18 protein-coding genes are annotated in these 21,491 nt (G+C 64.5%); 9 read left to right on the forward strand and 9 right to left on the reverse strand.

Annotation, left to right across the window (positions count from 1 at the left end):
* Positions 1–87 precede the first annotated feature (87 nt).
* The gene (locus MnOB_RS20765) at positions 88–717 is read right to left on the reverse strand and encodes a TetR/AcrR family transcriptional regulator (protein WP_199824569.1); all 630 of its coding nucleotides are present in this window, start codon (positions 715–717) and stop codon (positions 88–90) included.
* 193 nt (positions 718–910) lie between these two features.
* On the opposite strand from MnOB_RS20765, the gene MnOB_RS20770 reads away from it, so the two are divergent.
* The 8 genes from MnOB_RS20770 to MnOB_RS20805 all read left to right on the forward strand — a co-directional run bounded on the left by MnOB_RS20770 (position 911) and on the right by MnOB_RS20805 (position 12,458).
* Positions 911–2,698: an acyclic terpene utilization AtuA family protein gene (locus MnOB_RS20770; RefSeq protein WP_077526110.1), complete on the forward strand. Its 1,788-nt coding sequence runs from the start codon at positions 911–913 to the stop codon at positions 2,696–2,698.
* Between the two features lie 11 nt (positions 2,699–2,709).
* The gene (locus MnOB_RS20775) at positions 2,710–3,585 is read left to right on the forward strand and encodes an SDR family oxidoreductase (RefSeq protein ID WP_077526111.1); all 876 of its coding nucleotides are present in this window, start codon (positions 2,710–2,712) and stop codon (positions 3,583–3,585) included.
* A 4-nt stretch (positions 3,586–3,589) separates the two neighbouring features.
* Entirely contained in the window at positions 3,590–5,206 is a 1,617-nt protein-coding gene (atuC, locus tag MnOB_RS20780) for a geranyl-CoA carboxylase subunit beta (RefSeq protein WP_077526112.1), read from the forward strand.
* 72 nt (positions 5,207–5,278) lie between these two features.
* On the forward strand, positions 5,279–6,439 hold the full coding sequence (gene atuD / locus MnOB_RS20785; RefSeq protein WP_077526113.1) for a citronellyl-CoA dehydrogenase: 1,161 nt from the start codon (positions 5,279–5,281) through the stop codon (positions 6,437–6,439).
* An 81-nt stretch (positions 6,440–6,520) separates the two neighbouring features.
* Entirely contained in the window at positions 6,521–7,318 is a 798-nt protein-coding gene (atuE, locus tag MnOB_RS20790) for an isohexenylglutaconyl-CoA hydratase (RefSeq protein ID WP_077526114.1), read from the forward strand.
* A gap of 127 nt (positions 7,319–7,445) precedes the next feature.
* A complete protein-coding gene (gene atuF, locus MnOB_RS20795; protein ID WP_077526115.1) occupies positions 7,446–9,431 on the forward strand; it encodes a geranyl-CoA carboxylase subunit apha in 1,986 nt (661 codons plus the stop codon).
* Between the two features lie 128 nt (positions 9,432–9,559).
* Positions 9,560–10,384 carry an SDR family oxidoreductase gene (locus MnOB_RS20800; protein ID WP_077526116.1) on the forward strand — a complete coding sequence of 275 codons (825 nt, stop codon included), beginning with the start codon at positions 9,560–9,562 and terminating at the stop codon, positions 10,382–10,384.
* Positions 10,385–10,634: 250 nt separating this feature from the next.
* Positions 10,635–12,458 carry a long-chain-acyl-CoA synthetase gene (locus MnOB_RS20805; RefSeq protein ID WP_077526117.1) on the forward strand — a complete coding sequence of 608 codons (1,824 nt, stop codon included), beginning with the start codon at positions 10,635–10,637 and terminating at the stop codon, positions 12,456–12,458.
* 211 nt (positions 12,459–12,669) lie between these two features.
* Here MnOB_RS20805 and MnOB_RS28900 read toward each other — a convergent pair whose 3' ends face one another.
* From MnOB_RS28900 to MnOB_RS20850, 8 genes are all read right to left on the reverse strand, one after another.
* Positions 12,670–13,185, reverse strand: a complete 516-nt coding sequence (locus MnOB_RS28900) for a hypothetical protein (protein ID WP_158713839.1) — start codon at positions 13,183–13,185, stop codon at positions 12,670–12,672.
* A gap of 77 nt (positions 13,186–13,262) precedes the next feature.
* Complete coding sequence (locus tag MnOB_RS20820; protein WP_077526120.1) at positions 13,263–13,931, reverse strand: hypothetical protein; 669 nt, start codon at positions 13,929–13,931, stop codon at positions 13,263–13,265.
* A complete protein-coding gene (locus tag MnOB_RS20825) occupies positions 13,928–14,518 on the reverse strand; it encodes an RNA polymerase sigma factor (protein WP_077526121.1) in 591 nt (196 codons plus the stop codon). The genes MnOB_RS20820 and MnOB_RS20825 overlap by 4 nt, the downstream gene beginning before the upstream one ends.
* A gap of 1 nt (position 14,519) precedes the next feature.
* Positions 14,520–16,244 (reverse strand): vWA domain-containing protein, encoded by a 1,725-nt coding sequence (locus MnOB_RS20830; protein ID WP_077526122.1) that lies wholly within the window; start codon positions 16,242–16,244, stop codon positions 14,520–14,522.
* A gap of 327 nt (positions 16,245–16,571) precedes the next feature.
* Positions 16,572–18,005: an aminotransferase-like domain-containing protein gene (locus MnOB_RS20835; protein WP_077526123.1), complete on the reverse strand. Its 1,434-nt coding sequence runs from the start codon at positions 18,003–18,005 to the stop codon at positions 16,572–16,574.
* A gap of 153 nt (positions 18,006–18,158) precedes the next feature.
* Positions 18,159–18,971, reverse strand: a complete 813-nt coding sequence (locus MnOB_RS20840) for an OmpA family protein (RefSeq protein WP_077526124.1) — start codon at positions 18,969–18,971, stop codon at positions 18,159–18,161.
* Positions 18,968–19,324 (reverse strand): DUF4398 domain-containing protein, encoded by a 357-nt coding sequence (locus tag MnOB_RS20845; RefSeq protein ID WP_077526125.1) that lies wholly within the window; start codon positions 19,322–19,324, stop codon positions 18,968–18,970. The genes MnOB_RS20840 and MnOB_RS20845 overlap by 4 nt, the downstream gene beginning before the upstream one ends.
* Positions 19,325–19,338: 14 nt before the next feature.
* The gene (locus MnOB_RS20850) at positions 19,339–20,154 is read right to left on the reverse strand and encodes a substrate-binding periplasmic protein (RefSeq protein ID WP_077526126.1); all 816 of its coding nucleotides are present in this window, start codon (positions 20,152–20,154) and stop codon (positions 19,339–19,341) included.
* A gap of 115 nt (positions 20,155–20,269) precedes the next feature.
* Between MnOB_RS20850 and MnOB_RS20855 the strand changes: the two genes are divergently transcribed.
* Positions 20,270–21,199 carry an alpha/beta fold hydrolase gene (locus MnOB_RS20855; RefSeq protein WP_077526127.1) on the forward strand — a complete coding sequence of 310 codons (930 nt, stop codon included), beginning with the start codon at positions 20,270–20,272 and terminating at the stop codon, positions 21,197–21,199.
* The last annotated feature ends 292 nt before the right edge of the window (positions 21,200–21,491 follow it).

The raw sequence follows: 21,491 nt of genomic DNA on the forward strand, positions 1-21,491 counted from the left end.
TTACGGCACTGCGCCGCAGAGTACGTGATTAAGGTTGCAACTACCCACGTTCTCCCGAACGAGACGTGACGGACATCACATTTGCCGTCAGGCGTCCTTGATCACCAGCGACAGCGCCTGCTCGGCGAGTTGGTCGAGCGTCATCGGACCTTCCGGGCGGAACCAGGTGGTGGTCCAACTCAAGGCGCCGGTGAGGAAACGTCGCAGGATGAACGGGTCGGCAGTGAAGTAGCCTTCGGCCCGCGCTTCGCCCAGGACGCCCAGCCAGAGTTGCTCATAGGCCTCGCGCAGCTGGAGGATGTACTGCTGCCCTTCCTCCGACAGCGAACGCCACTCGTACACCAGCACTGCCATGGCTTCGCCGGTGCCGCCCATGATGGATTGGAGTTCGCAGCGGATCAGCGCCAGCACCCGCTCACGCAAGTCACCGGCCTCCGCCAGCGAGGCACGCATCAGCGCGGTGTTGTAGAGGACAGTCTCCTCCATCACCGAACGCAGGATCTCATCCTTGCTCTTGAAGTGGTGGAAGATGCTGCCGGACTGGATGCCTACCGCGCTGGCCAGGTCGCGCACCGTGGTGCGTTCGTAGCCCTTGCTGCGGAACAGGTGGGCGGCGGTCTGCAGCAGCTTGCCGCGGGCACTTTCAGGGTCGGTGATCTGGCCACTGGCAACCAGTTCCTGCATCACCGCCTGGGCTTTTTCGTCGTCAAGGCTCATTGGTTTCCCCGCTGCGCTCAGCCATTTCAACTTAAGAATGGTTCGCAAGTCTCTGTCTTGATTAACGAAATCTATGCTGGCCAATGCGCCCAAGCAAGCGCTCGGGTGAAAAAGACGCTGGCAGGCACTTTTCAACCAAGCGCTTGCTTGGTAGTGTTCGATCCATCACCCAACAGTGCTGCGGAATACTCCAATGACTAGAACCGTACGCATCGGCTGCGCCTCTGCATTCTGGGGCGACACCTCCACCGCTGCCGCCCAGCTGGTGCATGGCGCCAAGCTGGATTACCTGGTCTTCGACTACCTGGCCGAGATCACCATGTCGATCATGGCCGGGGCGCGTCTGAAGGACCCGAATGCTGGCTTCGCCACCGACTTCGTCGAAGTCCTGGCCCCCCTATTGCCGGCCATCGCCGAGAAGAACGTGCGCGTGATCAGCAATGCCGGCGGGGTGAACCCAGCCGCCTGCGCCAATGCGTTGGCCGCGGCTTGCGAAAAGTCCGGCGTGACGCTGAAGATCGCCGTCCTGCATGGCGACAACCTGCAGCCCCGGCTGGGCGAACTGGCCAAATCCGGCGTCCGCGAGATGTTCACGGACGCCCCGCTTCCCCCCATGTGCGTCTCGGTCAACGCCTACCTCGGCGCCCCGGGAATAGTGGCCGCGTTGGAACAGGGCGCCGACATCGTCATCACCGGCCGGGTGGTGGACAGCGCGGTGGTCAGTGCTGCGCTGGTCCATGAGTTCAACTGGTCCTGGGAGGATCACGACAAGCTCGCCCAGGCCGCCCTCGCCGGCCACCTGATCGAGTGCGGCGCCCAGTGCACCGGTGGCAATTTCACCGACTGGGAGGCGGTGCCGGATTACGAACACATCGGCTTCCCTATCATCGAAGTCGAGGCCGATGGCAGTTTCTGCGTGACCAAGCCGGAAGGTTCCGGCGGCCTGGTCACGCCTTTCTCCGTCGGCGAGCAGATGCTCTACGAGATCGGCGACCCGCGGGCCTATCTGCTTCCCGACGTGGTTTGCGACTTCACGCGCGTCACCCTCGACCAGGCCGGACCGAATCGCGTCCGCGTACTGGGCGCCCGAGGGATGGCGCCGACGCCGCAATACAAGGTCAGCGCCACCTACCCCGATGGTTTCCGCTGCACCGCCAGCTGCCTGCTGGCCGGCATCGATGCGGTCAGGAAGGCCGAGCGGGTCAGCCGCGCGATCATCGCCAAGACCGAAGAGATCTTCGCCGAACGCGGTTGGGGTCCCTACCGGGATGTGAACATCGAGTTGCTCGGCAGCGAGGCGACCTATGGTCCTCACGGCCAGCGCCAGGACAGCCGCGAAGTGGTGATCAAGATCGCCGTCAGCCACAGCCGCAAGGACGCCCTGGTGCTGTTCTCCCGCGAGATAGCCCAGGCCGCGACCGGCATGGCACCGGGCCTTACCGGCATCGTCGGTGGCCGCCCCACCGTCTACCCGGTGATCCGGCTGTTCTCCTTCCTGGTGGACAAATCCGCCTGTCAGCTCGACGTGGAACTGGATGGCCAGCGCAGTCCCTGCGAGCTGCCGCACCTGCACGGTTTCGACGTCGCCGACCTGGCCGACGACCTGGCGCCCCCTGCTGCTGAGGGTCAGGCCAGCGCCAGCGTCCCCCTGGTGAAGCTGGCGGTTGCGCGCTCCGGCGACAAGGGCAACCACAGCAACATCGGTGTAATGGCACGCAAACCCGAGTACCTGCCCTGGATCGCTGAAGCCCTGACTCCGGAAGCCGTGGTCGACTGGATGGACCACGTGCTCGACCCGCAGCTCGGCCGCGTGGCGCGCTGGTACCTGCCGGGCAGCCACAGCCTGAACTTCCTGCTGGAAAACGCCCTCGGCGGCGGCGGCGTTGCCAGCCTGCGCATCGACCCGCAGGGCAAGGCCTTCGCCCAGCAACTCCTGGAATTCCCGGTGCCGGTGCCCAAGGCCCTGGCCGACAGCCTCTGAGGACGCAATCCATGGCATACGACTCGGTATTCAAGCCCGGCCTGTTCAGCGGCCAGACCATCATGGTCACCGGTGGCGGCAGCGGCATCGGCCGTTGCACTGCCCATGAGCTGGCGGCCTTGGGCGCCCACGTGGTGCTGGTTGGCCGCAAGCCGGAGAAGCTGGAAAAGACGGCAGGCGAAATCATCGAAGACGGCGGCGTCGCCAGTTGGCAGGCCTGCGATATCCGCGACGAAGACGCAGTGAAGGCCATGGTCGCGGCCGTGCTGGCCGAGCGCGGCGCCATCCACCACCTGGTCAACAATGCCGGTGGCCAATACCCCGCCCCGCTCGCCTCGATCAGCCAGAAAGGCTTCGAGACCGTGGTGCGCACCAACCTGGTGGGCGGCTTCCTGGTCGCCCGCGAGGTGTTCAATCAGGCGATGAGCAAGACCGGCGGCAGCATCGTCAACATGCTCGCCGACATGTGGGGCGGCATGCCCGGCATGGGCCATTCCGGTGCCGCCCGCGCCGGCATGGAGAACTTCACCAAGACCGCTGCCGTCGAATGGGGTCATGCGGGGGTTCGGGTCAACGCCGTGGCGCCCGGCTGGATCGCCTCCAGCGGCATGGACACCTACGAAGGCGCCTTCAAGGCCATCATCCCGACCCTGCGCGAGCACGTGCCACTCAAGCGTATCGGCAGCGAGTCGGAAGTGGCCGCCGCCATCGTCTTCCTGCTCTCCCCGGGCGCCGCCTTCATCAGTGGCAACACCATTCGCATCGACGGTGCCGCCAGCCAGGGCAGCCGCGCCTTCCCCCTGGCCAAGGCCAAGCCGGGTCAGAGCAAGGGCTACAACGGCTTCCACCGCGCCTACCTGCCCGATGTGCTGAAGGACCAGGAGTGACGCGATGACGGCCATCCAATCCGAACTCGATGCCCAGGGCGAAGACTTCGCCCGAAACCGCGACGCCATGCTCGCCGCGATCGCCAGCTTCCGTGACGTCGAGCAGAAGGTGCTGGACAAGGCAGCCGAGTCCAAACCGAAGTTCGAGAAACGCGGGCAGCTGCTGCCCCGTGAACGACTGAATCTGCTGCTGGACCCGGGCAGCCCATTCCTCGAACTCTGCTCCCTGGCCGGCTACAAGCTGCATGACGACAAGGACGGCACCCAGGCCGGCGGAGGCATCATTGCCGGCATCGGCTACATCTCCGGGATTCGTTGCCTGATCAGCGCCAGCAACAGTGCCATCAAGGGCGGCACCATCTCCCCCACCGGCCTGAAGAAAACGCTGCGCCTGCAGCAGATCGCCATGGAGAACAAACTGCCGCTGGTGGCCCTCACCGAAAGCGGTGGTGCCAACCTCAATTACGCGGCGGAAATCTTCGTCGAAGGTGCACGCGGCTTCGCCAACCAGGCGCGGATTTCCGCGATGGGCATCCCCCAGCTGACCGTTGTGCACGGCTCCAGCACCGCCGGTGGCGCCTATCAGCCGGGCCTTTCGGACTACGTGATCGTGGTACGCGGCAAGGCCAAGATGTTCCTCGCCGGCCCGCCCCTGCTGAAGGCCGCCACCGGTGAAGTGGCAAGCGACGAAGAACTGGGCGGCGCCGAAATGCACGCCCAGGTAGCCGGTACCGCCGAATACCTGGCCGAGAACGACGCCGACGCCCTGCGCCTGGCCCGCGACATCCTCGCGATGCTGCCCTGGAACGCGCAATTACCGGCCCGGGCCCACGCCGAATGGCGCGAGCCGCTGTACAGCGCCGAAGAGCTGCTGGGCGTAGTCCCGGCCGATCCGAAGAAGCCCTACGACGTGCGCGAGATCGTCGCCCGCATCGCCGATGGCTCGGAGTTCCTCGACTTCAAGAACGAATTCGACAGCCAGACCGTCTGCGGCCACCTGCGCATCGAAGGCCGTCCCTGCGGACTGATCGGCAACAACGGCCCCATCACGTCCCGGGGCGCGGCCAAGGCGGCGCAGTTCATCCAGCTCTGCGAGCAGGCCAACGTGCCGCTGCTGTTCCTGCATAACACCACCGGTTTCATGGTCGGCACCGAGTCCGAGCAACTGGGCGTGATCAAGCATGGCTCGAAAATGATCCAGGCCGTGGCCAACGCCCGTGTACCGAAACTCACCCTGGTGGTGGGCGGTTCCTACGGCGCCGGCAACTACGCCATGTGCGGCCGCGGCCTCGACCCGCGCTTCATCTTCGCCTGGCCCAACAGCCGCACGGCGGTGATGGGCGGCGCCCAGGCCGGCAGGGTGCTGCGCATCGTCACCGAGGAAAAGCACGCCAAGGAGGGCAAGGAGCCCGACCCGAAGATGCTCGACATGCTGGAGCAGGTGACCGCGCAAAAACTCGACAGCCAGTCCACCGCCCTCTACGGCACCGCCAACCTCTGGGATGACGGCCTGATCGACCCGCGAGACAGCCGCCGCTTGCTCGGCTATCTGCTGGATATCTGTGCGGAGGCGGAAGTGCGTCCGCTCAAGGCCAACAGCTTCGGCGTGGCCCGGTTTTGACGGTAGGGTGCGCCTCGCGCACCACCCAAGATCTTGGTGCGCACGGCGCACCCTACAAGGAGAACAAGAAAGATGATCTTCACCCAGGAACACGAAGAACTTCGCCGCACGGTCCGCAATTTCGTCGACAGGGAGATCAACCCCCATGTCGACCAGTGGGAAAAGGAAGGCCGCTTCCCGATCCACGACATCTTCAAGAAGGCAGGCGAGCTGGGACTGCTGGGTATCTCCAAGCCGGAGAAATTCGGCGGCATGGGCCTGGACTACAGCTACTCCATCGTCGCCGCCGAAGAGTTCGGCACCATCCACTGCGGCGGCATTCCCATGTCGATCGGCGTGCAGACCGACATGTGCACCCCGGCCCTGGCCCGCTTCGGCTCCGATGAGCTGCGTGAGGAGTTCCTGCGCCCGGCCATCGCCGGCGAGATGGTCGGCTGCATCGGCGTATCGGAAGTAGGCGCCGGCTCCGACGTTGCCGGGATGAAGACCACCGCCCGCAAGGACGGCAGCGACTACGTGATCAACGGCAGCAAGATGTGGATCACCAACTCCCCCAGCGCCGACTTCATCTGCCTGCTGGCCAACACTTCGGACGACAAGCCGCACGTCAACAAGTCGCTGATCATGGTGCCGATGAACACCCCCGGCATCACCCTCAGTGCCCATCTCGACAAGCTCGGCATGCGCAGCTCGGAAACCGCCCAGGTGTTCTTCGACAACGTTCGCGTGCCGCAGCGCTACCGCATCGGCCACGAAGGCGCAGGGTTCATGATGCAGATGCTGCAGTTCCAGGAAGAACGCATGTTCGGCGCCGCCAACATGATCAAGGGCCTGGAGCACTGCGTGGACGTCACCATCGACTACTGCAAGGAGCGCAAGACCTTCGGCAATCCGCTGATCGACAACCAGGTGATCCACTTCCGCCTGGCCGAGTTGATGACCGAGATCGAGGCCCTGCGCGCGCTCGTCTACCAGGCCGTGGAGCTGTACGTCACGGGCAAGGACGTCACTCGCCTCGCCTCCATGGCCAAGCTCAAGGCCGGCCGCCTCGGCCGCGAAGTCACCGATGCCTGCCTGCAGTACTGGGGCGGCATGGGTTTCATGTGGGACAACCACGTATCCCGCGCCTACCGCGACACCCGCCTGGTCTCCATCGGCGGCGGCGCGGACGAAATCATGCTGGGCATCATCTGCAAGCTGATGGGCATCCTGCCCGGAAAGAAGAAAGGTTGATCCCAATCCGTAGGAGCCAGTTTGCTGGCGAAAGCGTCGCCAGCAAGCTGGCTCCTACGACACCCTGACGAGGATGCCGGCATGAATGAATTGCCGAACTGCGAAACCCTGCTGCTGGAACAGGCTGGTGGCGTGCTGCACATCACCCTCAACCGGCCGGACAGCCGCAACGCCATGAGCCTGGCGATGGTCGAGGAACTGCGTGCAGTACTGGCTGCCGTGCATGGCGACGCCAACGTGCGCGCCGTGGTGCTGCGCGGTGCCGGTGGGCACTTCTGCGCCGGCGGCGATATCAAGGACATGGCCAGCGCCCGTGCCACAGGCAGCGATGCATACCGCAGCCTGAACCGGGCCTTCGGTAGCCTGCTGGAGGAAGCCCAGGCGCAGCCACAGGCACTGGTCGTGGTGCTGGAAGGCGCGGTGCTGGGCGGCGGTTTCGGCCTGGCCTGCGTCTCGGACATCGCCATTGCCCACGCGGGTGCCCAGTTCGGCTTGCCGGAAACCAGCCTCGGCATCCTGCCGGCGCAGATCGCGCCCTTCGTGGTCAAGCGGATCGGCCTTACCCAGGCACGCCGCCTGGCCCTGACCGCCGCACGTTTCGATGGCAGCGAAGCCCTGCGCCTGGGTCTGGTGCATTTCGCCGAGGCCGATACGGCCAGCGTGGAGCAGCGCCTGGCCGAGAGCCTGGAGCAGGTCCGGCGCTGCGCCCCTGGCGCCAACGCCCGCACCAAAGCACTGCTGCTGGCCACGGAAAACGAACCCCTTGGCGCCTTGCTGGACAGCGCTGCCGATCAGTTTGCCGCCGCCGTGACCGGTGCGGAAGGCACCGAGGGCACGATGGCGTTCGTACAGAAGCGCAAGCCCATCTGGGCGCAGTGACCCTTTACTCCCTCTCCCTCCGGGAGAGGGTTGGGGTGAGGGGAATCCCGCCGCGCGCAGGTGGTTCCCTCACCCCTGGCCCCTCTCCCAAGGGGAGAGGGGAATAGAACCCGAGGAGCCAGAGAATATGCCCAGCTTCAACAAGATCCTGATCGCCAACCGCGGCGAGATTGCCTGCCGGGTGATGCGAACTGCCCAGGCCCTCGGCTATCGCACTGTCGCCGCCTACAGCGAAGCCGATGCCGACGCACGCCATGTTCGTCTCGCTGACGAAGCGGTGTGCATTGGTCCGGCGCCGGTGGGCCAGTCCTACCTGTCGATCCAGGCCATTATCGGCGCCGCGCAAAAGACCGGTGCCGACGCCGTCCACCCCGGCTACGGCTTCCTCTCCGAGAACGCCGACTTCGCTCGTGCCTGCGAGGCCGCGGGCATCACCTTCATTGGCCCGACCGTGGAAGCCATCCACCTGATGGGCAGCAAGCGCCTCTCCAAGCTGGCCATGCTGGAGGCCGGTGTGCCCTGCATTCCCGGCTACGAAGGTGCCGAGCAGGACGACGCCACGCTGGCCCGCGAAGCCGGACGTATCGGCTACCCGCTGATGATCAAGGCCAGCGCCGGCGGCGGCGGCCGTGGCATGCGCCTGGCGAACAGCCCGGACGAACTCGAGGCACAACTGCGCACTGCTCGCTCCGAGGCCCTGAATGCCTTCGGTAGCGCCGAACTGATCCTGGAAAAGGCCGTGCTGCAGCCGCGTCACGTGGAAATCCAGGTATTCGGCGATCAGCACGGCAACCTGGTCTATCTCGGCGAGCGCGACTGCTCGGTGCAGCGCCGCCACCAGAAAGTCATCGAAGAAGCGCCCTGCCCGGTCATGACGTCCGAACTGCGCCAGGCCATGGGCGAAGCAGCGGTACAAGCCGCGCGCACGGTGAACTACGTCGGCGCCGGCACGGTGGAGTTCCTGCTGGATGCCCGTGGCGACTTCTACTTCCTGGAGATGAATACCCGCCTGCAAGTGGAACACCCGGTGACCGAGCTGATCACCGGCCAGGACCTGGTAGCCTGGCAGATTCGCGTCGCCGAGGGGCAACCGCTGCCCTTGAAGCAGGATGAGATCCATCTCAACGGCCACGCTATGGAAGTACGCCTCTATGCCGAGGACCCGGCCGCGGGGTTCCTGCCCCAGACCGGCGACGTGCTGCGCTGGGAACCCGCCGAGCTGGAAGGCATCCGCATCGACCACGGCCTGGTGGAAGGCCAGGCCGTGACGCCGTTCTACGACCCCATGCTGGCCAAGATCATCGCCTGGGGTGCCACCCGCGACGAAGCCCGGCGCAAGCTGGCGCGCGCGGTGGAGGATTGCGTGCTGCTCGGCGTGAAGGCCAACCAGCGCTTTCTCGCCAAGCTGCTACGCCATCCGCAGTTCGCAGCCGGAGAGGCCACCACCGCCTTCATCGGGGACGCCTTCGGCGACGATCCGAGCCTCAGCCCGCAATCGGCTTCGCCGATGGAACTGGCCGTCGCCGCCACCCTGCTCTACCAGGCCTCGGCCACCCACTCCGCTCACCAGAGCGGTCTTGCCGGTTGGCGCAGCGCAGGCAGCGCGCCCTGGCGCCTGGTATTGCGTCAGGGAGAGCAGAAGTACGCCGTGGAGCTGGCCGTGCAGGACGCCGGCCAGCAACCGCGTCTGCTGGCAAGGGTGAACGACACGGAAGTCGCCGTTCGCCTGGTGAGCGCTGACGGTCGCTGGGCGGTGGTGGAGGTGGACGGAATCCGTCGCCGCATCGCTTACCACCAGCAAGGCTCGCAGCTCTGGCTGTTCGGACAAAACGGCAATCTGGAACTGCAGGACGTTACCCACGAGCCCGCCGGCGGCCAGGCCGGTGCCGGCTCCGGTGTGGTGAAGGCGCCCATGGACGGAGCCATAGTCGAGGTGCTGGTCGCCGAAGGCAGCCGCGTCACCAAGGGCCAGCTACTGGTGGTACTGGAAGCCATGAAGATGGAGCACCCGCTGAAGGCCGGCGTGGACGGCGTGATCCGCCGCGTCCAGGTCAGCCAAGGCGACCAGGTGAAGAGCCGTCAGTTGCTGGTAGAGGTAGAGGAGAACTTCTGACGAGACGCCTTTCGTAGGAGCGAGCTCTGCTCGCGAAAGATTGCGGCACGATTCGCTTTGTAGGGGCGAACTCATTCGCCAAGGGCCGCAGCGCGGCCACGGACAACAACAAGAACCAGGAGGTCCAGATGTCCCTTTCCGGCAAAACCCTGTTCATCACCGGCGCCAGCCGCGGCATTGGCCGTGAAATCGCCCTGCGCGCCGCCGCCGATGGCGCCAACATCGTCATCGCTGCCAAAAGCGCGGAGCCCCATCCCAAGCTGGCCGGCACCATCTTTAGCGTGGCCGAAGAGGTGGAAGCCGCCGGCGGCAAAGCACTGGCCCTGCAACTGGACGTGCGCGACGAGAACGCCGTGCGCGATGCCATGGCCAAGGCCGCCGAACACTTCGGCGGCATCGATGGGCTGGTCAACAACGCCGGCGCCATCAAGCTGGTGGGCGTGGAACGCCTGGAACCCAAACGCTTCGACCTGATGTACCAGATCAACACTCGCGCCGTGATGGTCTGCAGCCAGGCCGCGCTGCCTTACCTGAAGCAGAGCGCCAATGGCCACATCCTCAACCTCTCGCCGCCGCTCAACCTGGCTGCCAAATGGTTCGCCCAGCACGGCCCCTATACCGTCACCAAGTACGGCATGAGCATGCTTACCCTGGGCATGAGCGAGGAATTCAAGCGCTATGGCATCAGCGTCAACTCGCTCTGGCCGCAAACCATGATTGCCACCGCCGCCATCGAGTTCGAACTGGGTAGCCGCGACGTCTTCAAGCGCGCACGCACGCCCGCGATCATGGCCGACGCCGCCCACGCCATTCTGGCAAGCCAGGGCCGCAGCATCACCGGCCGCCTGTTGGTCGACGAGGAAATCCTGCGCGAACAGGGCCAGACCGACTTCGAGCAGTATCGCTACGACCCGCAGGGTGGCTCGCTGGTACCGGATCTGTTCCTGGATTAAGTCTGTGGCAAAGGCGATGAACCTGTAGGGGCGAATTCATTCGCCAAGCAGGCCGCAGGTCTGCCCCGAAACGCCCAATGGGGCTGCTTCGCAGCCCTTGGCGAATGAATTCGCCCCACAAAGAAGAGGTCCTCCTGCCCAATTTGCCCATCTGCCCCCACATCGCCGCGCCAGGGTCATGGTGGGGTTTGGCTGCCCGTTCTAGAGTCAGGAAGACGACTGCGTACAACAACGACAACACGCGAGAACCATGAGCCAGGTCGAATTGATTTCCCCGTTGAGTTTCATCGCCCGCCTGCCGGCCAACCTGCCACGTCTGCCGCGCCTGCTGCTGGGCCTGTACTACACCGGCATTCGCAACCGCGAGAAAGCGCTCTCCCTCGGCTGGGCGCTGGAGCGGGCGGCACGCCTGTATCCCGAGCGCCCTGCAGTGATCGACGAGCAACGCCAACTCGACTACGCCCAACTCAATGCCTGGAGCAACCGCCTGGCCCATGCCCTGAAGGCGGAAGGCGTGGTCCATGGCAACGTCGTGGCGGTGATGCTGGAGAACCGCATCGAAGTGCTGGCAGTGCTCGGCGCACTGGCGAAGCTCGGGGCGATTGCCGCCCTGGTGAACACCACCCAACGCGGCAAGGTGCTCTGCCATAGCCTCAATCTGGTGAAGGCGCGCCATTTCGTGGTGGGCGAAGAACTGCGCGGCGCCTTCGATGAGGTTCGCGAGGAACTGGAAGACGCCCGCCACTGCTACTGGGTGGCCGATGCCAATAGCCTGCTCGAGCCCGGCGACGCGCCGGCCGGCTGGCAGAACCTGATGCGCCTCGCCCTGGGCCAGTCCGCCGACAACCCCGCAGACACCGGGCAGGTGCGCCTCAAGGACGCCTGTTTCTATATCTACACCTCGGGCACAACCGGCCTGCCCAAGGCCTCGATCCTCAGCCATGGCAAATGGATCAAGGCCTATGGTGGCTTCGGCCATTCGGGCCTTGGCCTCACCGAGACCGACGTTTTCTATCTGACCCTGCCCTGCTACCACAACAATGCGGTCACCGTGAGCTGGGCCTCGGTGCTGGCGGGTGGTGCCGCTATCGCCCTGCGCCGCAAGTTCTCCGCCAGCAATTTCTGGAAGGATGTCGCGCGCTACCAAGCCACCTGCTTCGGCTATATCGGCGAGCTCTGCCGCTACCTGCTGAACCAGCCGCCCTGCCCCGAAGAGCGCAACAACAGCCTTACCTGCATGATCGGCAACGGCCTGCGCCCATCGATCTGGGGCGAGTTCAAGTCGCGCTTCGGCATTGAGCGGGTGATGGAGTTCTACGCCTCCAGCGAGGGCAATATCGGTTTCACCAACGTCTTCAATTTCGACAACACGGTGGGCTTTTCCCCCGCCACCTTCGCCATCGTCCGCTATGACCTGGAGAACGACCGCCCGCTACGGGACCCACGTGGATTCCTTCAGGAAGTGGCGCAGGGTGAGTCGGGCCTGCTGATCAGCGAAATCAGCCCGAAGTGGCCCTTCGACGGCTATACCGATCCGGCCAAGAGCGAAGCGGTGATCCTGCGTGACGTGTTCAAGAAGGGCGACGCCTGGTTCAACACCGGCGACCTGATGCGCGGTATCGGCTGCAAGCATGCGCAATTCGTCGACCGCCTTGGCGACACCTTCCGCTGGAAAGGCGAGAGCGTTTCCACCACCGAGGTCGAGAACACCCTGGGCGCCTTCCCCGGCGTGGAGGATGCGGTGGTCTATGGCGTGGAGATTCCCGGCACCAACGGCCGCTGCGGCATGGCTGCCTTGCGCCTTGCCAGTGGCGCGCGCCTGGATCACCGGGCCCTAGCCGACCATCTGGACCGCGAGCTGCCGGCCTATGCCTCGCCGCTGTTCGTGCGCCTGCTGGGAGAGGTGGAGACGACGGGAACCTTCAAGTACAAGAAGACCGATCTGAAGCAGCAGGCCTATGACCCGTCAGCAGTGAGCGAACCGCTTTTCGCGCGATTGCCCGGTGATCCGGCCTTCCGCCCACTGGATGGGGCGCTGTATCAGGCCATCCAGCGCGGGGACTACCGCTTCTGAGTTTTGTGGGAGAGACCCCGCCCCTTCTACAAGGTCGGTCTCGTTAGCTCGGTCTGGACCGTAGGGTGCGCTGTGCGCACCGGCTCCAGGGTCCGCCTTGGCACCAGGTCAAACCGCCGGTGCGCACGGCGCACCCTACCCGATCGGCTGCATCGTGCTGTCCCGGACATTCGATTCATCACAGGCCGAGCCGATGACTCGTGACCACGTCCTAGCGCTTGAACTCGAACTGCAACTCGGCGCCTTCCACTGAGCGCCAGTAGTCGTCTTCCCGTTCGTTGGTAATCAACTTGCCGTTGAGCTGGAACGGGCTTTCCGGTGCTGGCTTGTCCGCGAACATCTGCGGCAGCACCGGCTGGTCCGGTAGATCGGTAGTGGCCTCGCTGGGTTGCAACTGATCGACCAGATCCTTTGGCAAGGTGAGATCGAGCTTCGCCTTGGGCAGTGGCGCCGTGGTTGCGGCAGCTACCGGCGGCTCCTTCGGCTTGACCGGGGCGGGCGGCGACGGCACTGGTTTGGGCGTTGGCACCGGTGGCGGCGGAACTGGCGTGGTCTCGGGTACCGACGGCACGGGCGCGGCCGGCTCGGCAGACGAGGGCGCCGGCTCCGGGCTGGAGGAGATGGGGGGCGGTGCGGGCGGCGCCTTGGGCTGCGACGGGGCATCCTTGTCGCAAGCCGCCAGTAGAGTCAGCGCCAGGCCGGCACAAAGCAGATAAATCGAACGCATGGAAATTCTAGCGGGGGGCAGTGATGGCGCCATGCTCTACTTTCGCCAGCACTGTGGCAAGTCCGGCGCGACCGTCGTCAGCGGTCACGCTCCAACTCGCGCAGTTCAGCGGCGATGTCCCGCTGCGGATAGCGGGCCTGCAACTCATCCAGAAGCTTGTGCGCCTCTTCGCGTTTGCCTTCCGCCTGTAGCGCCAGCACCCGTTGCAAGCTGGCTTGCGGCTCGACTTGCGGAGCCGCCCTGGCCATTTCCACCTTCGGAGCAGCCTCCTCCAATTGCATCGGTTCCTGCTGGCGTGCCTCGACTTCAGCGCTGCTGTCGGCCATGGCAGCAGCTTTCTTTTTAGCCTGCACCGGAGGGCTGGCCAGGGTAGCCGGTGCGGTCTTGGACATGGGGGCCGCAGCTGGAGCTGGCGCCGAATACTGGGCGGGGCTGGCGGGCGGCGCATCGAAACGTTGCTCGGCTTCCTGCTGGGTTCGCAGGGTCAGGCTGAGCCCGATGCCCAGGGTGGCGAATCCGGCCACGGCGACCGCCCAGCGCTGCCGACCACCAGCACCAAACAGCCAGGCATGCAGCCGCTCTCCCCAGGAAGGCGCAGCTTCAGCCCGGTTCTGTGCCGCCTGTGCTGCCGCAGCGGCGAGGATGCGCTGGTCCAGCAGCGCCGAGGGTTCGTCATGGCTGTGGCAGCGGTAATGTTCGAGCAGTTCCCGTTCCATGGCGTCCGGCTTGTGCGGGTTTTGGTTCATGCGGATACCTCCTCCGCCGCGGCCGGGTCGGCCAACAGCCGACGCAACTTCTGCAGCGCATAGCGCAGGCGGCTTTTCACCGTCTCCGCGGGTGTACGGGTGAGTTCGGCGATCTCGGTCACTTCCAGGTCACCATGGGCGCGCAACAGGAATACTTCGCGCTGCTCACCCGGCAATTCGTCCAGCGCCGCGCGCAGGCGTTGCTGGTCCCGGCTCAGGGAAAGCTCCCGCTCGGGGTCCGGGCTGCTGCCCGGCAGTGCATCACCGTGCAGTACCTCATCGAAACTCTCTTCACGCCCCTGCAAGCGCCCGTGCTTGCGCCAGTGGTCGATCAGTCGGTTACGGGCGATCTGATAGAGCCAGGTCTTGAAGCTGGCCTGGCCGAGGGGCGACGACTCGCTGCGGATCAGGTTCAGCCAGGTTTCCTGGAAGATTTCCTCGGCGAGTGCGCCATCACCACACAGGCCACAGAGAAAACGGTAGAGGCCAAGGCGATGACGCGCATAGAGCACGCCGAAGGCCTCGGAATCGCCGTTGCGATAACGCCGCAGCAAGGCGGCGTCGTCATCCGTGAGGGTCGCGTTCACGTCATTCCTTCCGCGCTTGGGATGGAGCGGGAGTTTGCAGGCTTTGCGTGAGTTCCACCAGTTGCACGAATTCGCCTCGCAGGCCGAAGCGGTCTTCACCACGGGCCGCGCGGGCCAGGCTGGCGCTGTCGGACAGGCTGAACGCGCCGGTGTATTGCCCGCCCTTGAGCTGCTGGGCGAAGGCAGCTACCGCAGCAGCAAAGCGCAGGTCCTCGCTGGCCTCGGTGAGACTGGCGACCTTGGCAGCAGCGATGGGCCGTTCCAGCAGACGGCTTTGCTCCGCGCCCGGCGCCTTGTAGCGCACGCGCAACCAGGCCAGCTCGCCGGAATTGCCCTCGGCCTTGGCGGCTGGCTGGTAGCGCAATGGCTCCAGCCAACCCTTGGCACCGACGGGGACGATCTCGTAGAGCGCGGTGATCGTATGTCCGGCACCGATCTCACCGGCATCCACCTTGTCATTGCTGAAGTCTTCACGCTTGAGTGCCCGATTCTCGTAACCCAGCAGGCGGTACTCGCTGACTTCGGCCGGGTTGAATTCCAGTTGCAGCTTCACGTCCTTGGCCACAACCGACAGCGTGGAGCCGAGCTGATCCACCAGCACCTTGCGCGCCTCGCGCAGGTTGTCGATGTAGGCGTAGTTGCCATCACCGGCATCCGCCAGTTGCTCCATCAGCCGTTCGTTGTAGTTGTCCATGCCGAAACCCAGGGTGGTCAGGGACACCCCGCCCTTGCGCTTCTGCGCAGCCAGCTGCTTCAGGCTTTCGAAATCGCTGATGCCGACGTTGAAGTCGCCATCGGTGGCCAGGAGGATGCGGTTGATGCCATTCGGAATCAGGCCCTTCTGCGCTTCGGCATAGGCCAGCTGGATTCCCGACTCGCCGGCCGTGGAGCCGCCGGCGCTGAGCTGGTCGATGGCGGCGCGGATCTTCGCCTTCTCGCTACCAGGCGTGGACGCCAGAACCACCCTCGCCTCTCCCGCGTAGGTCACCAGGGAAACGCGATCCTGCGGGCGCAACTGGTCCACCAACAACTTGAGGGTGCCCTGCACCATGGGCAGGCCCTCACGACGATCCATGGAGCCAGAAACATCCACGAGGAACACCAGGTTGGCCGGCGGTAGCTGTTCGACGCGGCTGTCAGACGCCTTGATCGCCACACGCAGCAGACGCGTCTGCGGGTTCCACGGCGTCTGCGCCAGTTCGATGCCGATGCCGAATGGCACATCGCCCTCGGGAAGCGGATAGCTGTAGGGGAAGTAGTTGACCATCTCCTCCAGCCGCACGGCATCAGCCGGAGGCAGCTGGCCGCCGCTGAGGAAGCGCCGCACGTTGGCGTAGCTGCCGGTGTCGACGTCGATGCTGAAGGTGGAGACCGGCTCGCTCGCCACCGCGTGCACGGGGTTGTCGGCGAGGTGCTGGTACTGCTCGCGGGGCACGTCGCGGTAGCCGGGCTGCAAGGCATCCTGCATGGGCGCAGGCGCGATCATCGGCATCTGCCGTGACTCGGCGGCGTAATCGGCGCGCTTGGCAAGGGTTGCCGGCGCGCTGGCCTTGGTCTCCTCGCGCTGCTCCGGCTCCACCTGGATCGATGCGGGCGGCGGCGCCTCGGCCTTGCCGCTGGCAGGCGCAGAAGCATCCTGCGCACTGCAGGCGGCCAGGGCCAGCAGCAGGCCGGCGGTGAAGCCGGCTGCCAAGGGTTGGTGCTGAAGGAAACTGTTGCTGGACATGGGACGCCTCCTGGGAGCGAATGAGCCATTCGCACCAGTAGACGGAGGCGCTGCGCCAAACGGGTTAAGGCGGCGTGGATTGTTGAAAGGGGGGCGAACCCCCAAACACAAGGCCGACCTCTTTAGCTCGGCCTGGATCGTAGGGTGCGCTGTGCGCACCGACTCCGGGATCGGCTAGGCACCCCGCCAAACCGCCGGTGCGCACGGCGCACCCTACCGGATCGGCTTCATCCTGCCAGCCCGGGCATTTGAATCGTCACGGGTAGAGCCGGTGACTCATGAGCACGCCTACAGGACGTGGTGTCCCAAGTTCAAATGAATTCGCCCCTACAGGCCGGTCTCCTGGCAGAGCTGCTTGGCCAGCATGCCGAGTGTCATCATGGCCCGCTCGGCCTCGCGGTTCCACGGGATGCCGCAATTCAGCCGTACGCAGTGGTTGAACTGTTCCGTGTTACTGAAAATCAACCCCGGCGCGATGCTGATGCCCTGCTGCAAGGCACGCATGTGCAGGTCCTTGGTGTTCACCTTGGCCGGCAAGCTGATCCAGAGGATGAAGCCGCCGTTGGGCCGGGTGATCTGGGTGCCTTCTGGGAAGTACTGCTGGACCGCGAGCTGGAAGGCCGTGAGGTTCTTCCGGTACTCCTGCCGGATGTAACGCAAGTGCCGGTCGTAGCCGCCATTCTCGAGATAGGCCGCCACGCCCATCTGCGTGACGCTGCACGCCGAGTGGGTACTGAAGGTCTGCAACCGCTGGATTTCCGCCTGGTACTTGCCGGCGATCATCCAGCCGATGCGCACACCGGGCGACAGGGTCTTGGAAAAGCTGGAGCAGTAGATCACCCGATCATCGAGGTCGTAGGCCTTGATCGCCTTGGAAGGTCCCTGGTCGAACATCAGTTCGCCATAGATATCGTCTTCGATGATCTGGATGTCGAAGTCAGAGGACAGGCGCAGCAGTTGCTTCTGCCGCTCCTCGGGAATGGTGCCGCCGAGCGGGTTGCTCAGTCGCGCAGTCAGTACCAGCGCCTTGATTGGCCATTGGTTGGCGGCGAGTTGCAAGGCTTCCAGGCTGATGCCTGTGGTCGGGTCGCTTGGAATCTCGATGACCTTCAGGCCCAGCAGGTCGGCCAGTTGCAGCAAGCCATAGTAGGTCGGCGACTCGGTGGCGATCAGGTCACCCGGACGGGTCAGCACCCGCAGGCTCATCTGCAGCGCATCCACGCAGCCGTGGGTAATCACCACTTCGCTGGGGTCCACCACCACGCCGGCATCACGCATGCGAATCGCCACCTGGCGGCGCAGCGGCTCGAAGCCGGGGCTGAACATGTAGCTGAAGGCGCGCGGGCTATGGAAGCGTGTGACCTTGGCAAGCTGCTGGTGCAGGGTGCGCACCGGCAGGTAATCGACATGGGGCACCGCCGCCCCCAGGGGGAAGACACCTTCACGGCGGGACTCGGCCAACACCTGCTGGATGATGCTCGCGCGAGTGACGAGGCCCGGGCGTTCTACGCGGGCGATATCCGGGGTGGACGCGGTCAGGGCCGGGGTCTGGTGCACATAGAAGCCGGATTGCGGGCGAGCGCGAATCAGCCCCTGGTCCTCCAGGCTGGCGTAGGCCTGGAGCACGGTAGCGTGACTGACACTGAGCTGGGAGCTGAGCTTGCGCACCGACGGTACGCGTTCGCCCGGTTGGTAGACACCACGGCGAATATCATCGGCCAGTTGCTGGGCGATGCGTTGGTAGAGCAACAGATTGGTCATGACGGCACCTGTATCACTGGACCGAAACACTATCTGAACACTTCAAAACTGCACCGGTACAGATCGGGAAATTGTGTGCGATACAGTGAATTTGTCCAGCCATGAAAAAGCCCCGGTGCCGAACGGCAACCGGGGCCTTGTGGCAGTACAGCGTCAGCGTGCCGAGCCGAGCTCGCCCTTTTCGTTGGAGAAGACGATTTCTACCCGGCGGTTCTGTGCCCGGCCCCGGTTGGAAGCGTTCTCCGCTACAGGGAAGGCTTCGCCAAAGCCCTGGACCTGGATGCGCTTGGCATCGATGCCGAGGTCGACCAGGGCGTCCGCCACCGCCTGCGCACGGTCGGTGGAGAGCTTGAGGTTGTCTGCCTTGGTGCCGCTGCTGTCGGTGTAGCCCTCGATGCGCACGACACGGCGCGGGTTCAACTGAAGGAACTGCACCAGTTTCAGCACGGTGCGGTTGGCCGAAGCCTTGAGATCGGCGTGACCGGTGTCGAACAGCACATCACCCAGGGTCATCACCAGGCCACGATCTGTTTCGGTGGCGGCCAGCGCGATCATCTGATCCTCAAGCCACTTGCCCTGCTGCTGGACGCTGAGAAGCTTGGCTTCACGCAGGGCCAGTTGCAGGCGCTCGCGCTCCAGCTGCAGCTTGGCGGCGCGGGCCTGGTTCAGATTCTGTTCGCTGTGCTGGCTGGCGATCTCGCTGTAGCGCTGACTGAGGTAGGCGTAATGGACAACGTCCTTGTCATTGCCCCAGTAACTGGACAGGCGCTCGGCACGGGCCAGGGACTCGCCCGCGCGGATCACATCCTTCGGCGCGGCGCTGAGGACGTTCTGGTCCTCCTTGACCTTCTGGAACATCTGGCGGGCCTGTTCGAGGCTCTGTTCGGTCTGCTGCTGATTGGCGCAACCACCGAGGAGCCCGAGACTGAGCACCAGGCCGGTGGTCAAAGCATGATTCCGATTCACTGCACATCTCCCAACTGCTTGCGCAGGCGATTGATCCGCGCGGTCAGCTCGGCCAACTGGTCCTGGCTCTTCTTCGTCAGCACCTTGGCTTCAGCCAGGCGTGCATCCAGCTCCGCTTCTTCGGCCAGGACGCGTGCGCGCTTGTAGTCCTGCTCACCCATGTTCTTTTCAGCCAGGGCGAGCTTATCCTGGGCAAGCTTCATTTCCTCGATCTGCTCGGTGGCGCCGACGGCCTTGGCCTGCTCCACGGCCTTCTCGGTAAGGCGCATCTGCTCGATGGGCGCCGGGTCACTGGCGCAGCCGGCCAGGGCCAGCACAACCAGGCCGGCTGCAAACAGGGGTGTTTTGCTCACTAGAAGATTCCTAATCATTCGGGAGTACCGGCGGGTTGCATCTGCAGTGCCTTCCAGCGCTCCAAGTTGCGCTGCAGCAGGGTTTGCGGCACTCCGGCGGCGACCAATTCTGTCATTTTTTTCGCGAGCTGTCCGCGCAGCCAGGGGTCGTTGCAGGCCGAGTTGTGGGACAGGGTCAGGTACAGACCTTCACTGGAAATCGGAGGTTCCAACGCGACCAGATCGTCGGCCATACCCAGCGTGTCGGCCAGCACCAGGCCGGGGTAACGCTCGTAGAGTACGTAGTCGGTGCGCTCCAGCAGCAGCTTCTGGTAGGCCTGGGTCAGGCTGGGAACCTCTTCGAGCTTGAGGTGCTCCTTGGCGAAGCGGTCGAAGGCTTCGCCGAAGCTGTTCTTCACCAGAGTGCCTCCGGTGTGGCTGCGCAGGTCCTCCCAACCGCTGTAGGGGAACGCGCGTTCGCGCTTCACCCAGACGACGCTCTGGGTTTCCAGGAAAGCGGGATGAACATAGTCCATGGTTTCCAGGCGCGGCAGGGTGAGGAATGCACCCGCGATCAGGTCGACCCGGCCCGTACGTACTTCGTCCTGGGCGCGGGACCATGGGCCGGTGTAGAGAATTTCCACCTTGATGCCGAGTTCCTTGGCGATCTGCTTGAGCAGGTCGGCATTGGCGCCTATGAGTTGCTTGGGATTCTCAGGATCACGCCACAGATACGGGGGATATTCGGGATTGCCGGTGGCCACCAGACGCTCGCATTTCCCGGCGGCCTGCCCAAGTCCGGGCAACAGGCACAGCACGAGAAGCAAGGACGAGAGCTGCAATCTTGGCATCTGAGGTTTCCTGGGCTGGACATTCGATTGGCGCTGGCTTGGGCCGCATCGCCCGGGGCGAGCTTCATGCTAGCGTACAGGCGATTGAAAGGACTATTCGCGATAAGGGCAGGCCATGAAGAAACTCATCATCGCAGTCGTCATCCTCCTGACGGCTGCGGCGACAACCCTCTATTTCTCTCCTGCGGCGCTCACCGCCAGCGTGCGTCTCATGGAGCGTCAACTCGCCGGCTTGACGGAGCGCCAAATCGCGCTGGGCGATCTTAGCATCCATTACTACGAGGGCGGCCCGGCCAAGGGCGAAACCATCGTGATGATCCATGGCTTCGCCGCCAGCAAGGACAACTGGCTGCGCTTCGCTCGCCACTTTACCGAGCGCTATCACGTTATCGCACTCGACCTGCCCGGCTTCGGCGACAGTGACCGTCCCGCCGGCAGCTACGACGTCGGCACCCAGGCCGAGCGCCTGGAGTCCTTCATCAAAACGCTGGAGCTGGGCAAAGTGCACCTGGTGGGCAACTCCATGGGCGGCCATATCGCCGGGATCTTCGCAGCCCGCTACCCGCAGCAGGTGCGCAGCCTGGCGTTGTTCGACAATGGAGGCATCACGGCGCCGAACAGAAGCGAAATGTTTCGCCTCATCGAAAGCGGCCAGCCCAACCCCCTCGTCGTGCGCAATGCCGATGACTTCCAGCGTTTGCTGGATTTCGTCTTCGTCGAGCCGCCGCCCCTTCCCGAGTCGGTGAAGGCCTACCTCGCCGAGCAATCCATGGCCAATGAGGCGCACTACAACGAAGTCTTCCGACAGCTCCGGGAGCGGTATATCCCACTAGAGCCGGAGCTGCCGCGAATCGAAGCCCCTACTCTGCTGCTCTGGGGAGATCGTGACCGGGTGCTGGATGTTTCCAGCATCGAAGTCATGAAGCCTCTGCTGAAAAAACCGAAGGTGGTGATCATGCGGGACTGTGGCCATGCCCCGATGATCGAGCGCCCGGAAGAAACTGCCCGCCACTACCAGGCCTTCCTCGATGCCAGTCGTAGCTGATAGGCAATAAAAACGCTGTGTCTGCATTAAGGGTTGCAAGTAGCTGTATTGCCCGTAGGAGCTGGCTTGCCAGCGAATGGCCCCTTTTCGCTAGCAAGCTAGCTCCTACAAGGCTCTTGGACCGACGGTCGACTTCCGGCAACAGCTAATTCAGACATAGCCATAAAAAACCCCGCTCCGAAGAGCGGGTTTTCTGTACGGCAGGCCGGAAAGCGCTATTACAGCAGCTTTTCCAGTTCCGGTACGGCTTCGAACAGGTCAGCCACCAGGCCGTAATCGGCCACCTGGAAGA

Source organism: Metapseudomonas resinovorans (genome assembly GCF_002003485.1).
In the GTDB taxonomy this organism is placed as follows: domain Bacteria; phylum Pseudomonadota; class Gammaproteobacteria; order Pseudomonadales; family Pseudomonadaceae; genus Metapseudomonas; species Metapseudomonas resinovorans_D.